13 protein-coding genes are annotated in these 12,613 nt (G+C 67.2%); 3 read left to right on the top strand and 10 right to left on the bottom strand.

Annotated features, from left to right (window positions below):
- Positions 1–2 precede the first annotated feature (2 nt).
- Positions 3–968: a hypothetical protein gene (locus tag H8B03_RS04605; protein ID WP_193140557.1), complete on the top strand. Its 966-nt coding sequence runs from the start codon at positions 3–5 to the stop codon at positions 966–968.
- On the opposite strand, the gene H8B03_RS04600 is transcribed toward H8B03_RS04605, so the two are convergent.
- Complete coding sequence (locus tag H8B03_RS04600) at positions 880–1,857, bottom strand: DMT family transporter (RefSeq protein ID WP_193140556.1); 978 nt, start codon at positions 1,855–1,857, stop codon at positions 880–882. The two genes, H8B03_RS04605 and H8B03_RS04600, sit on opposite strands and share 89 nt — an antisense overlap.
- 119 nt (positions 1,858–1,976) lie before the next feature.
- Here H8B03_RS04600 and H8B03_RS04595 point away from each other — a divergent pair, with 119 nt between their 5' ends.
- Positions 1,977–2,966: a hypothetical protein gene (locus H8B03_RS04595; protein WP_193140555.1), complete on the top strand. Its 990-nt coding sequence runs from the start codon at positions 1,977–1,979 to the stop codon at positions 2,964–2,966.
- Positions 2,967–2,974: 8 nt separating this feature from the next.
- On the opposite strand, the gene H8B03_RS04590 is transcribed toward H8B03_RS04595, so the two are convergent.
- From H8B03_RS04590 to H8B03_RS04580, 3 genes are read right to left on the bottom strand one after another with little or no spacing between them, the layout of a single operon-like run.
- Entirely contained in the window at positions 2,975–3,481 is a 507-nt protein-coding gene (locus tag H8B03_RS04590; RefSeq protein ID WP_193140554.1) for an asparaginase domain-containing protein, read from the bottom strand.
- Positions 3,482–3,491: 10 nt separating this feature from the next.
- Positions 3,492–4,385 carry a hypothetical protein gene (locus H8B03_RS04585; protein ID WP_193140553.1) on the bottom strand — a complete coding sequence of 298 codons (894 nt, stop codon included), beginning with the start codon at positions 4,383–4,385 and terminating at the stop codon, positions 3,492–3,494.
- A gap of 7 nt (positions 4,386–4,392) precedes the next feature.
- Complete coding sequence (locus H8B03_RS04580) at positions 4,393–5,379, bottom strand: D-glycerate dehydrogenase (protein ID WP_193140552.1); 987 nt, start codon at positions 5,377–5,379, stop codon at positions 4,393–4,395.
- A 120-nt stretch (positions 5,380–5,499) separates the two neighbouring features.
- Here H8B03_RS04580 and H8B03_RS04575 point away from each other — a divergent pair, with 120 nt between their 5' ends.
- Positions 5,500–6,036 carry an SH3 domain-containing protein gene (locus tag H8B03_RS04575; RefSeq protein WP_226925691.1) on the top strand — a complete coding sequence of 179 codons (537 nt, stop codon included), beginning with the start codon at positions 5,500–5,502 and terminating at the stop codon, positions 6,034–6,036.
- Between the two features lie 17 nt (positions 6,037–6,053).
- Here H8B03_RS04575 and H8B03_RS04570 read toward each other — a convergent pair whose 3' ends face one another.
- From H8B03_RS04570 to H8B03_RS04545, 6 genes are all read right to left on the bottom strand, one after another.
- Complete coding sequence (locus H8B03_RS04570; RefSeq protein WP_193140551.1) at positions 6,054–8,078, bottom strand: M3 family metallopeptidase; 2,025 nt, start codon at positions 8,076–8,078, stop codon at positions 6,054–6,056.
- Positions 8,075–9,148 (bottom strand): HesA/MoeB/ThiF family protein, encoded by a 1,074-nt coding sequence (locus tag H8B03_RS04565; protein WP_193140550.1) that lies wholly within the window; start codon positions 9,146–9,148, stop codon positions 8,075–8,077. The genes H8B03_RS04570 and H8B03_RS04565 overlap by 4 nt, the downstream gene beginning before the upstream one ends.
- Positions 9,148–9,618 carry a dUTP diphosphatase gene (gene dut, locus H8B03_RS04560; protein WP_193140549.1) on the bottom strand — a complete coding sequence of 157 codons (471 nt, stop codon included), beginning with the start codon at positions 9,616–9,618 and terminating at the stop codon, positions 9,148–9,150. The genes H8B03_RS04565 and dut overlap by 1 nt, the downstream gene beginning before the upstream one ends.
- Positions 9,615–10,808, bottom strand: coding sequence for a bifunctional phosphopantothenoylcysteine decarboxylase/phosphopantothenate--cysteine ligase CoaBC (gene coaBC / locus H8B03_RS04555; protein ID WP_193140754.1), 1,194 nt, complete (start codon positions 10,806–10,808; stop codon positions 9,615–9,617). Before coaBC ends, dut begins: the two co-directional genes overlap by 4 nt.
- A 72-nt stretch (positions 10,809–10,880) precedes the next feature.
- Complete coding sequence (locus H8B03_RS04550; RefSeq protein ID WP_193140548.1) at positions 10,881–11,714, bottom strand: ChaN family lipoprotein; 834 nt, start codon at positions 11,712–11,714, stop codon at positions 10,881–10,883.
- Positions 11,674–12,552: an RNA polymerase factor sigma-32 gene (locus tag H8B03_RS04545; protein ID WP_193140547.1), complete on the bottom strand. Its 879-nt coding sequence runs from the start codon at positions 12,550–12,552 to the stop codon at positions 11,674–11,676. Before H8B03_RS04545 ends, H8B03_RS04550 begins: the two co-directional genes overlap by 41 nt.
- Positions 12,553–12,613: the final 61 nt, after the last annotated feature.

The following is a 12,613-nucleotide window of genomic DNA, read 5'->3' as shown; positions in this document are numbered from 1 at the left end:
CCATGAGCCCGTCACACCCTGCCGCACCCCCCACATTGGGCTGGACCCTGGTCCTGGGAATCGCGGCGGGGATGCTGGTGCCGATCCTGTTGACCCAGGCGCTGGCACCGGAAGCGGTCATGGCGGCTGTCGGCGGGACCATTCTGGGGACCGTGGGCAGCCTTGTGGGCAGTTCCCGCAGAAGCCTGGCCGGGGCGATGGTGCTGGTGGCCCTCATGGCCCTCGATCTCATGGCCCCCGGCGCCTGGAACCTGTTGCCCGTGGTTCTGGTCCTGGCCCTTGCCGCCGGGGTCGAAACCGCCACCACGGGCGGGCGCAGCCTGACCATGTCCCTGTTCGGGGCCGTGATGCTGTCGGGGGCGATCCTGCGGGATGGCACACCGCTGGGGCTGGCCGCCGCGGTGTTCCTGGCCAGCCTGCTGTTCGGCGCCCTTCTGGCCGTGGCCCTGAAACTGCACGGACGGGCAGCCCTGCCCGCCAATGACGTGCGGGGCGGGATTGCCCATGCGGTGTTTCTTTGTACCGGCCTGTTGCTGACCCATGCCCTGGTGGGCAACATGGGCGCAACGCTGGCCATGTGGACCCTGCAGATGTTCGTGATGCGGGCGATGGCCCCGCCCGAGATGAGCTTGCGCCGCAGCCTGCAATACGTCTGCGGTGCCGCCATCGGCGCCGCGCTGGCCTCGGCCTGGCAGTTTCTGCACCCGATGGATGCCGCCACCCTGCCGCGCATGCTGGTGGCCGCCGCCTGTCTGATGCTTGGCCTGCGCTATACCGTTTCGGCGCGGGTTTTCTCGGCGGCAGCCCTGACGCTGGCGGTGCTGCTGGCGTCGGCGGCCTCACCGGGACAGGCGCTGATCCGCTTCGAGGCCGCCGGGCTCAGCGCGCTTGTGGCCCTGGTGTTGCTTCTGGCGTTGCAGGTGCTGGGATCTCTGTTGTGGCCGCGCCGCGGGTCCCAAGGACCATGACCGCTCCCGAGCCGACAATCACCGCAATGCCGGTCAGCGCCCAGCCGTCCACCGTCTGCCCCAGCAGGACATAGCCCCAGAACACCGCGAAGATCAGCAGCGCGTATTCGAAGACCGCCACGAAGGACGCCTCGGCGATCTGGTAGGCGCGGATGATCAGCCCCACCGCGAAGATCGACCCCAGCGCCTGCGCCACGGTCCAGCCCCACGCCGCCACCGACATCTGGCCCCACAGCCGCCAGGGGAAGCCCTCGGGCCCGGCGGGCACCGGTTGGGGAAACAGGTTCAGCCCGGCCAGACCGACCAGCCCCCACAGGCCAAGGGCGGCGAAGAAGCCAAACAGCAGGGTCAGCGCGGTTTCCTCGGCGCACCATTCGCGCGTGGCGATCTGGGCCAGCGCATAGAGCACGCCCGAGATCAGCGGCAGCGCCGTCAGCCAAGTCAGGGTGCCGGTGTCGGGGCGCAGCACCAGCATCACCCCGATGAACCCGGCAATCACCGCGACGATCCGCACCCGGCCAAGGGATTTGTCGAAGAACAGCGCCGACAACAGCAAGACCCAGATCGGCGCGGTGAACAGCCCGGCGATGACCTCGGAAATCGGCAACAGCACCAGCGCCCCGAAATAGGTGACCAGCGCCACCGACAAGATCGCACTGCGTGCCACCACCACGCCCCAATGCCGGGGCTGCAACCGCGTGCCGGTCAGCCGGGCATAGATCGCCAGAAGGCCAAGGCACATGGAGGACCGGACGACGTGGAACTGCCACAGCCCGGTGGTCTCGGCGATCACCCGCACGTAGTTGTCGATCAACCCCATGGTCGCCATGGCCGTCAGGATCATGGCGGCGGCAGCAAGCGGGCGAGGGGCGGCAAAGGGGCGGGTCATACCTTCATTGGCCGCGCGCCGGGGCCAAGGTCAAGGTGCTGCGATTTTGAGCGATTGTATCGCCCCGCCCCCTCCCCTAGTCTGGCGTCAGGCAGAACTCAGGCAGGCAGGCCCGTCCGATGACGGCGTTGGACAAATTCGAGAAGCTGGAATGTCCCGGGCTTTGGCGTGAAACCCTGTCCGAGCAGCGCCGCAATGTCTTCGTGTCATTGGGCGACGCCACCCTCATCATCAAGGATGCCACCGACACCGCGCTGGCGCATTGGTCGCTGCCAGCGGTCGAGCGCAGCAATCCCGGCACGGTCCCCGCGATCTACACCCCCGGCGGCGATGCCGAGGAAGAACTTGAGATCGACGACGACACGATGATCGAGGCGATCCGCACCGTGCAACAGGCGGTGGCGCGCACCAAGCCCCAGCGCGGGCGGCTGCGGCGAATGATCCTTGGGCTCAGCCTGCTGGCGGTCGCCGTACTGGCGGTGTTCTGGCTGCCCGGCGCGCTGGTGCGGCACACCGCGCAGGTCCTGCCCGACACCGTGCGCCAGGAAATCGGCCAACGGCTGCTGAAAAACCTGGTACCCTTCACCGGCGCGGCCTGCACCGATGCCACCGGCACCCGCGTTCTGAACCAGTTGAAGCGGCGCACCCTTGGCCCCGAATCGTGGAACGTGGTTGTCGTGCCCAGCGGCCCGGCCCTGTCGGCGCATCTGCCCGGCGCGATGATCCTGCTACGCAAGGATGTGATCGAGGACGAGCGGACCCCCGATCTGGCCGCCGGGGCCATCGTGCTGGAAGCGGCGCGCGCCCGCCACGTCGATCCGCTTCTGGCGGTGCTGGACCAGGCCGGCCCTTTTGCCACCCTGCGCCTGCTGACGCAGGGCGAAATCGGCGACGCAGTTCTTCAGGCTGCGGCCCAGACCTATCTGGTGACACCCCCGGTGTCGGTGCCCGAGGCGCAACTGGCCGAGAAGTTCCGGGCGGTGCAGGTCGATCCTGCCGCGATTGCCGCGCGCAGCGGGCTGACGATCCCGCCGCTGACAACGCCCCCCGAAAAGCCCCTTCTCAGCGACAGCGCGTGGTTGCGGCTGGGGGCAATCTGTTCGGGCTGACGTGACGCTCAGATGTCGAAGCGCCCGGCCTCGACATTCTTGTCCAGGTATTCCGCGGGCAGCACCCGCCCGTTCATCACCCCGTAGATCCCCGCAGGCAAGGTCTGCGCCGCGACCACCGCACCGCCGAGGTTGAACGACCCATCCGAGGCGCTGAGCGAATGCGGCCGCATGGCGCCGGTCAGCACCACGGTCTTGCCCTGAACCCGGTCTGCCAGCCAGCGCGCGGTTTCCCCCATCGTGCCGGTGCCATGGGTGATGACCAGCGCGATTTCGGGGGCAGCCAGCACCGCGTCGGATATGGCGGTACGGTCGGCATCGTCAAACTCCAGACTGTCCTTCAGCAGCACCTTCTGGATCACCGGGTGATGGCAGCGGCCCATGGCCAGGATATCGGGGATCTGGGTGGCGCCGTCCCTGGCAAAGACGATGGCCTCGATCCTTGGGTCATGCACCTTGTCGATGGTGCCGCCGGTCACAAGGATCCGCACATCCGGAAAGTCTGGAAGGGTCATCGGGGGTCTCCTAGCCGCGCATGAGGCTTCGAATCACACCTGCCAGAAAGAGCAGCGTCAAGAGCGGAAACACCACCAGCCTCAGGGTGTAGATCGCCACGATCTCAAGCGAGGCATCGAAAATCGCCGTGCCGCGTTCTTCGACCTGGTCCATGTCGGGCAGATGCGCCGACAGGTCGGACCAGGCCCCGGTGACCGAACTCTTCATCCCGTTCAGCACACGGGTCATCAGCCCCGGCGCGGGGTCGCCGGGATTTTCGGGGACCGGGGTTTCAGCCAGCGCCTCCAGCCCGCGGGTCAGGGTGGCTTCTTCCCCCTGAAGCTGGGCCACGGCGGTCTCCAGCCGATCATGGGTTGTCAAATCGCCAAGCCAGCCGCCCGCCGCATAGCTCAGCGGCAGAACCAGCCCGATCACGAGGCCAAAGCGGGTAACCGTTGCGAACCCCCGCTCAAGCCCGCGCAGGCGCGGCGTCTGGACCGGGCGCGGCGCATCGCGCAGCCCCCATTGCGCCGCCAGCCCGACGGTGGCCAGGGCCAGCCCGACCGTTCCCAGCGGCGCGAAGGCCACCGCCAGAAGGGCTGAGAGCCCTGCCAACAGGAACACCGCATCCGACACCCGCGCCACGGTTTCATCCAGCGGATCGAGGATCATCGCCGGCTTGCCTTCGACGGCGCCGACGAATTCCACCCCGACCGAGGTCTGCTTGGCCGTGGACAGCACCGCGTTGATGGTGCGCAAGGCCGCATAGGTGGCTCCGGCGCTGGTCAGAACGCGGGTATTGAACTCCTGCGCGGCACGCAGCCCCGGCGGGCCGGTGACCACCAGCGCCAGCAACACCGCGGCCGCCGCCAGCCGCCAATGGTGCAGGACGCGCGACAGGGGGGAGGCCGGCGTGGCACGCATCAAGGGGCTACATCACCCCCGGCACGACCTGATCCGGCGGCCGGTGACCATCGGCAAAGGTCTTGATGTTGATGATGACCTTCTCGCCCATCTCGATGCGGCCTTCTACGGTGGCCGAGGACATATGCGGCAGCAGCACCACGTTGGGCAGTTCGCGCAGCACGTCGTTGATTTCGACGCCATGCTCGTAGACATCCAGACCGGCCCCGGCCAGATTGCCCGCCCGCAATTCGCGCGCCAGCGCGTTTTCGTCCACCACATCGCCGCGCGAGGTGTTCACGATCACCGCCGAGGGCTTCATCAGCTGCAACCGGCGAGCGTTGATCAGGTGGAAGGTGTCGGGCGTCGAGGGGCAGTTGATCGACAGCACATCGACGCGCTTGACCATCTCGTCCAGATCTTCCCAATAGGTCGCGCCCAACTCGGACTCGATGCTTTCGGCGACGCGGCGACGGTTGTGATAATGCACCTGCATGCCGAAGGCCTGCGCCCGGCGCGCCAGGGCCTGGCCAATGCGGCCCATGCCCAGAATGCCCAGCCGACGCCCGCCGATGCGGCCGCCCAGCAAGGCGGTCGGCGCCCAGCCGGTCCAGCTTTTGCTTTGCACCATGGCCAGCCCTTCGGGGATGCGGCGGGTGACCGACAGCATCAGCGCCATCGCCATGTCGGCAGTATCCTCGGTCACGACACCGGGGGTGTTGGTCACCAGAATGGCGCGGCTGCGCGCCGAGGCCACGTCGATGTGATCCACGCCCGCGCCATACGACGCGATCAGCTTCAGACCGGGTCCGGCCTGCGCCATCATTGCAGCGTCGATCTGGTCGGTGACGGTGGCCACCAGCACCTCGCAGCTCTGCATGGCTGCCACCAGTTCGGCGCGGCTCATCTGGGTATCCTCGTCGCGCAAACGCACGTCAAACAGATCCCTCAGCCGGTTCTCCACCGGTTCCGGCAACCGTCGTGTCACCACAACACTCACGCGCTTTGCGGGCATACTGGAACTCCTCGTCTTCTAATCCGTCGTGTTGGCTGGCAAAGTGACTTATAGGGAACCGGCGCACAAGCGCCGGGATCGGATAGCGACAAAAACACGCCGGATAACGGGCAGGACAACATGAGCAAGCACTGGCGGCAGACCGCGTGGCGCAAGGCCATGGCGGCGATTTCAGCGATGATGGTGATGGCAATGGCCAGCGGCACCGGGGCCGAAAGCCTGGGACCGGTCACGAACCTGCCGATTCCGCGGTTCGTCTCGATCAAGACCAACGAGGCCAACATCCGCCGCGGCCCCTCGACCACCCACAGAATCGACTGGGTGTTCCGTCATCAGGGAATGCCGGTGATCGTCACCGGCGAATACGGCCACTGGCGGCGGGTGGTGGATCGCGACGGGGTCGGCGGCTGGATCCATTATGCCCTGCTGTCGGGCACCCGAACGGTGATCGTGGATGCCGACGAGGTTCTTCTGCGCAGCCAACCGTCGACCAACGCCAAGGTCAAGGCCCGCGCCGAGAAAGGCGTCATCGCCCGGCTGGGCGACTGCGAGAACGACTGGTGCGAGATTCGCGCCGACGGCTATCGCGGCTGGGTCGCGGCCAATGCCCTGTGGGGACTGGACGTGAACGACGTGCGCGGCGCCCCCGAAGACTGAAGCCCCGCGCTGGTCGGTCAGGCCGCTGTCAGGCCCCGGCCTTTCAGCAAGGCCTCGACCCCCGGCAAACGCCCCCGGAACCGGGTATAGAGCGCCTTGGCATCGACGCTGCCACCCTTGGACAGCACATGGTCGTGCAGCGCCTGCGCGGTGGCCGGATCGAAGGCATCGCCCACGTCCTCGAAGGCCTCGAAAGCATCGGCATCCATGACCTCGGACCACATGTAGCTGTAGTAGCCCGAGGAATATCCGTCGCCGGAAAAGACATGGGCGAAATGCGGGCTGGCGTGGCGCATGGTGATGGCGTGGGGCAGCCCGATGTCGGCCAGCACCTCGGCCTGCCGCGCCATGACATCCTCTGGTGCGGTGCCCTCGTGAAACGCCAGATCGACCAGCGCCGAGGCGACATATTCCACCGTGGCAAAGCCCTGATCGAAGTTCTTGGCCTTCAACAGGCGGTCCAGCATGTCGGCGGGCATCGGGGCGCCGGTGTCTGCATGGGTGGCGAATTCGGCCAGGACCTCGGGCACTTCCAGCCAGTGTTCATAAAGCTGGCTGGGCAGTTCCACGAAATCCCGTGCTACCGAGGTGCCAGAGATGCTTTCATAGGTCACGTCCGACAGCATCTGGTGCAGCGCATGGCCGAATTCGTGAAACAGGGTGCGGGCGTCGTCATAGGACAGCAGCGCCGGCTGGCCGGCCTCGGGCTTGGCGAAATTGCACACGTTGATGACCACGGGGCGGATGTTCCCGGCCAGTTTCTGCTGGCTGCGCATGGCCGAGCACCATGCGCCCGAGCGTTTCGACGCGCGCGCGAAATAATCCCCGATGAACAGCGCCAGATGCTCGCCGTTGCGGGTGATCTCCCACGCGCGGCAGTCGGGATGGTAAAGCGGCACATCGACCGGCCGGGCTTCGATCCCGAACAGCCGGTGCGCACAGGAAAACGCGGCTTCGATCATCCGGTCCAACTGCAGGAAGGGCTTCAACTCGGCCTCGTCCAGATCATGTTCGGCCTTGCGGCGCTTTTCGGCGTAGTACCGCCAGTCCCAGGGTTCCAGATCGCCGTTGATGCCATCGGCGCGCATCATCGCGGTCAGTACCTCGGCATCGGCCTCGGCCATGGCGCGGGCAGGCTCCCACACCGCCATCAGCAGATTGCGCACGGCGTCTGGGGTTTCGGCCATCTCGGTTTCCAGCTTGTAGGCGGCGAAACTGTCATAGCCCAAAAGGGCCGCGCGTTCTTCGCGCAGCTTCAGGATCTCGGCGGCGACGGCGCGGTTGTCGGTCTTGCCGCCGTTTGCCCCGCGCGCCACCCAGGCGGCAAACGCCTTCTGGCGCAGGTCACGGCGGGGCGAGAATTGCAGGAATGGCACGATCAGCGAGCGCGACAGCGTCACCACCGGCCCGTCTTGGCCACGCTCGGCCCCGGCGGCGCGGGCGGTGGCCTTCACGAAGTCGGGCAGACCTTCCAGATCGGCCTCGGCCAGCGGCATCGACCAGGCGCGCTCATCCGCCAGCAGGTTCTGGGTGAACTGCGTGCCAAGGCTGGCCAGCCGTTCCTTGATCTCGCCCAGACGGCTGCGCGCGGCCCCTTCCAACTGCGCCCCTGCCCGCACGAACCCGCGCCGGGTCAGCATCAGAACACGGGCCTGTTCTTCGGTCAGGTCCAGCGTGTCACGCGCCTGCCACAGGGTCTCGATCCGGGCAAACAGATCGGCGTTCATGGTGATCTCGCTGCCATAGGCGGCCAGCTTGGGCGAAAATTCCCGCATCAGGTCTTCGCGGGCGGGCGTCGCATCGGCCCCGGCCACGGCATAGAAGGCGCCCAGCACCCGGCCCAGGGTTTCGTCGGCGCGTTCCAGTGCCTCGATGGTGTTGGCGAAGGTCGGGGCTTCGGCCTGATCGGTGATGGCCTTGATCGCGGCGCGGCCGTCGTCCAGTGCGGCCGCGACCGCCGGCGAGAAATCCTCGTCCCGGATGGCGTCATAGGGCGGCAGGTCGAAGGGCGTGTCCCAAGTGGCAAGCAGCGGGTTGGTCATGAAGACTCCGTCGAAGGGACCGCACCGCAAACCGGGCAGTCGGGGTTCCGGGTCAGGGCGATGCGGCGGGTTTCGCCCCACAGTCCGTCGTAAATCAGAAGGGCATCGTTCAGCGGCGCACCGATCTCGCAGATCCGCTTGATCGCCTCCACCGCCATCATGGTGCCGATGACGCCGGGCAAGGGGCCGATGACCCCGCCCTCGGCGCAGGAGGGCGCAAGTCCCGCCGCCGGTTCCTGCGGGAAGATGCAGGCATAGCACGGCCCGCCCGTGGCCGGGTCGAACAGGGCCAACTGGCCTTCCCACTGGGTGATGGCACCCGAGATCAGCGGTTTGCCAAGGGCCACGCAGGTGCGGTTGACCAGCGCGCGGGTGGCGAAGTCGTCGCAGCCGTCCAGCACCAGATCGTAACCGTCGATCAGGTCATGGGCGATGTCTTCGGTCAGGCGGCGGTGATAAGGGCGCAGGATCACATGCGGGTTCAGGTCGCGCAGGCGGGTCTGGGCCGAGAACACCTTGGGCATCCCCAGCGTTGCCTCGGAATGGATCACTTGCCGTTGCAGGTTGGACGCATCGACCACATCGTCGTCGATCACCCCGAGGGTGCCGACCCCCGCCGCGCCCAGATATTCCAGCACCGGCGCCCCCAGACCACCCGCGCCGATCACCAGCACTTGGGCGGCTTTCAGACGGCGCTGGCCCATGCCGCCCAATTCGCGCAGCACGATGTGGCGGGCATAGCGGTCCAGTTCGGCATCGGTCAGCGGCGCGGTCTGGTCCGGCGCGGCCTGCGCCGTGTCAGCCTTGTTCTCGGGGCGCACGCGGGCGCGCAGGCGTTTCAGCACCACGGCATAGCCATAGGCCAGCCCCCCCAGTGCGCCCAGCACCAGCCAGTTGCCCGCCGAGCCTCCCAGCGTCTGCCGCAGCGGCGCGCCCTCGGGCAGCACCAGCAACGCGGCGATCACCGCCAGATAGAGAAGCCCGATCATCAGGGCCCGCGCCTGAAGGGGCATCCTGAGCATCCAGCCCAGCCCCCAAAACCCCGCTGCCGCCGCCAGAAACAGCGCCATCAGCCGGTACCGGTCGAGCCGAACCCCCCGGCGCCGCGCGCGGTATCGTCCAGCGTTTCGGCCAGAACGAAGCCCGCTTGCAGCACCGGGGCCAGGATCATCTGGGCAATGCGGTCGCCATGCGAGATCACGAAGGGCTGTTCGCCCATGTTCATCAGGATCACCCCCAGCGGGCCGCGATAGTCGGCGTCGATGGTGCCGGGCGCATTGGGCAGGGTGATCCCGTGTTTCAGCGCCAGCCCCGAGCGGGGGCGGATCTGCACTTCGTAGCCTTCAGGGATCGCCATCCGCAGTCCGGTGGGCACCAGCCCGCGCGCGCCGGGATAGACCGTCATGCCGCTTTTGCGCAGGCTGGGAGCGAAATTGGCGCGCAGATCGGCACCGGCGGCCTGCGAGGTTTCATAGGAGGGCAGCGGCAGGGTGCGGTCGGCCTCGTCGGTCCAGGCCAAGGTCACGGGAATGCGGGTCATGTCAGGGCCTCGGCGATGCGTTGGGCCAGCCGGGCCGAAACCTCGGCCTTGCCCATGCGCGGCCAGTCCTCGGCCCCGGCCTCGGTGATCAGGGTCACAGCGTTTTCGGTGCCGCCCATGATGCCGGTGCCCGGCGAGACATCGTTGGCGACAATCCAGTCGCAGCCCTTGCGGAGGCGCTTGGCCGTCGCATGGGCAATCACGTCGTGGGTTTCGGCGGCAAAGCCGACCACCAGTCCGGGGCGGTCCGGCCCTTTGGAAACCCCGGCCAGAATGTCGGGATTTTCCACCAGATCCAGCGGCGGCGGTGCGCCGGTGCCATCCTTTTTCAGCTTGCGGTCGCCCGCACCGGCCATGCGCCAATCGGCCACGGCGGCGGCAAAGACGGCGGCATCCGCCGGCAAGGCCGCGCTGACGGCCTCTTGCATCTGGAGCGCGGTTTCCACGGCGACGACCTGCACACCTTCGGGCGGTGGCACGCTGGCCGGGCCCGTCACGAAAATCACCTCGGCCCCCTGTGCGGCCAGCGCCGCCGCCAGGGCCGTGCCCTGTGCGCCGGACGAGCGGTTGGCGATATAGCGCACCGGATCAATGGGTTCATGCGTCGGACCCGAGGTCACGACGATGCGCTTGCCCGTCAGCGGTCCATCGGCGAAATGGGCCTGTGTGGCGGCCAGAATCTCGGCCGGTTCGGCCATCCGGCCAAAGCCGAATTCGCCGCAGGCCATCGCCCCGTCGTTGGGGCCGACCACGCGCACCCCATCGCCTTTCAGCACCGCCAGATTGCGCCGGGTGGCGGGATGATCCCACATGCGCACGTTCATCGCGGGCGCGATCAGCACCGGCGTGTCGGTGGCCAGCAGCAGCGTGGTGGCCAGATCGTTCGCCTGCCCGGTGGCCATCTTGGCCATCAGATCGGCGGTGGCCGGGGCCACGACCACCAGATCGGCGGCGCGGGACAGTTGGATATGGCCCATCTCGGCCTCGTCCGTCAGGTCGAACAGATCGCGATAGACCTTCGATCCGGCCAGCGCAGAGACCGACAGCGGGGTGACGAATTCCTCGCCCGCACGGGTCAGAACCGGCGTCACGCTGGCGCCGGCGTCCTGATAGCGGCGGATCAACTCCAGCGATTTATAGGCAGCGATGCCGCCCCCGATGATCAGAAGAATGCGCTTGCCTGCCAGCATCTGGTCCCGCTCCATGACTTGCCCGGACCCTAGGCCGGGGCCGCGGGCGGAGCAACCGGGGTTTTGGCCTTGCTACTTCGCAAAGACAGCGCAGGGATCGTCGCGTTCCGCCGGGGCCGACAGGATCCACAGATCATAGGGCGCGTCGACGGGCGGCGTGTCCTGATCTTCGATCTGCCCCACTGACAGCACGGTGACCTCGGGCGCGGCGTGGGACAGGTAGACCGGAATACCCCAGTCCTTGCGCACATGGCCGTTGCCGGCAATCACCGCCACCGGGCCGCCGGTTTCCTCCAGCGCCTGCAGGATCGACCGGGCAAAGGCGGCATCGCGGAACCGCTGGGCATCGACCATGCCCGGCAGCATCTCGCAAGGGAGGGCATCGCAATGGGCCGCGAATTGCGCCTCTTCACGGGTGGCCTGTTCGTCCTCGGGCAACGGCTGATCCAGCCCGAAGCGCGCGGCATCGGGTCCGAAGGCCGTCGCGGCCCCAACATCGAACACTGCGCCAAGATCGGCGCGGGGCACGGCCATGCCAAAGATGCGCGTGGCGCGGGCCGCCTCGATCACCGGTTCATAAAAGGAAAAGTCGGGCCAGCCGGAGCCGGCCCAATCCAGCGCTTCGGCCAGGGCCTTGCCTGACAGAGTGCTGTCGGCAAGGATGCCGGCCTGAACGGGGGTCAGCATCTCGAACACCACGGCGGCAGGGTCCATGCCCCTCAGAACAGCAGCCTGCCGTTCGTGATGGACCCCATTGTCATGCACCTCGCCCAGCAGCACGATCTGCGCATCGGGCAGATCGATCCGCTCGATCGGCGGGGGCGCGCCTTCGAACGCCGCCGCCGCGCCTGCCAGGGCCAGAAGGCTAGACCAGGAAGCGATGAACCTCGCCGGACTGCGCCTCAAGGTTCCTGCGCATCTTGCCAAAAGCGGCGGCTTCCAGCTGGCGGACCCGTTCTTTCGACAGGCCCAGTTCGTTGCCCAGGCTTTCCAGGGTGCGGGGCGTGTCGCGCAGCTTGCGTTCACGGACGATGAACCGCTCGCGCTCGTTGAGCGCGCCCATGGCCTCCAGCAGCCACTCCCGCAGGCGGGAAGTATCGCGCGAATGCTCGACAATATGCTCGGCCTGAAGGCCGTCGTCTTCCAGCGTGTCAATCCATTCACGGCCTTCATCCTCGGCGCTTTGCGTGGCGTTGAGGGAGAAATCCGACCCTGACAGGCGGCCTTCCATCATTTCCACGTCGTGCAGGGGCACCCCCACCTCCGAGGCGATCATCTGCCGCAACTGGTGCTTGTCAAGCTCCTCGCCGCGGGTCATGGCCTCGCGCTCCAGCCGCGCCTGCACCCGGCGCATGTTGAAAAACAACGATTTCTGGCTGCTGGTCGAGCCGGTCCGCACCATCGACCAGTTGCGCATCACGTAGTCCTGGATGGAGGCCTTGATCCACCAAACCGCATAGGTCGAAAATCGCACGCCGCGATCCGGGTCGAACTTGTCGGCGGCCTTCATCAGGCCCAGCCCGGCCTCTTGGATCAGGTCGTTCATCGGCGCGCCGTAGCGCTTGAATTTCGACGCCATCGAGATCGCCAGCCGCATGTAGGCTGTGATCAGGCGATGCAGGGCCTGCTCGTCGCGTTGGTCGCGCCAGGCATAGGCCAGGGCCAGCTCGGTCTCGGCGTCCAACAATTCAGCCTTCATTGCGCGGCGCGTCATGGATTGATCCGCGTATCCGTCCAGTGCCATATGATTTCCACTCCCGGTCGGTGCTGCTGTTCAGCGTGGTTGTCGAAAGGGTTACGGACAC

Origin of the sequence: Meridianimarinicoccus sp. MJW13 (assembly GCF_014901205.1) — a bacterium.
Lineage (GTDB): Bacteria > Pseudomonadota > Alphaproteobacteria > Rhodobacterales > Rhodobacteraceae > Meridianimarinicoccus.
Note: the sequence above shows the minus strand (reverse complement) of the source record. Positions and strands in the feature narration are given on the sequence as shown.